The sequence below is a fragment of the Burkholderia sp. BCC1988 genome (assembly GCF_905339895.1).
In the GTDB taxonomy this organism is placed as follows: Bacteria; Pseudomonadota; Gammaproteobacteria; order Burkholderiales; family Burkholderiaceae; genus Burkholderia.
This window is the reverse complement of record NZ_CAJPHA010000077.1, coordinates 1-585: the sequence shown is the minus strand read 5'-3', so window position 1 is coordinate 585 and position 585 is coordinate 1. Positions and strand designations below refer to the sequence as shown.

At 64.1% G+C, this 585-nt stretch carries 1 protein-coding gene; it reads left to right on the top strand.

Features of this window, described 5'->3' with window-relative positions; genetic code table 11:
- On the top strand, positions 1-585 hold a 585-nt coding region (locus tag U4012_RS35625; RefSeq protein WP_321804575.1), incomplete at its 5' end, for a 3-hydroxybutyrate dehydrogenase.

The following is a 585-nucleotide window of genomic DNA, read 5'->3' as shown; positions in this document are numbered from 1 at the left end:
GAAGCGGTCAACAGCGGCATCGACAAGGTGGCCGACACGTTCGGCTCGGTCGACATCCTCGTGTCGAACGCGGGCATCCAGATCGTCAACCCGATCGAGAACTACGCGTTCTCCGACTGGAAGAAGATGCAGGCGATCCACGTCGACGGCGCGTTCCTGACGACCAAGGCCGCGCTCAAGCACATGTACAAGGACGATCGCGGCGGCGTCGTGATCTACATGGGTTCGGTGCACTCGCACGAAGCGTCGCCGCTGAAGTCGGCGTACGTGACGGCCAAGCACGGGCTGCTCGGTCTCGCGCGCGTGCTGGCGAAGGAAGGCGCGAAGCACAACGTGCGCTCGCACGTCGTATGTCCGGGCTTCGTGCGCACGCCGCTGGTCGACAAGCAGATTCCGGAGCAGGCCAAGGAGCTCGGGATCAGCGAAGAGGAAGTGGTGAAGAAGGTGATGCTCGGCAACACGGTCGACGGCGTGTTCACGACGGTGCAGGACGTCGCGCAGACGGTGCTGTTCCTGTCGGCGTTCCCGAGCGCCGCGCTCACGGGCCAGTCGTTCGTCGTCAGCCACGGCTGGTTCATGCAGTAA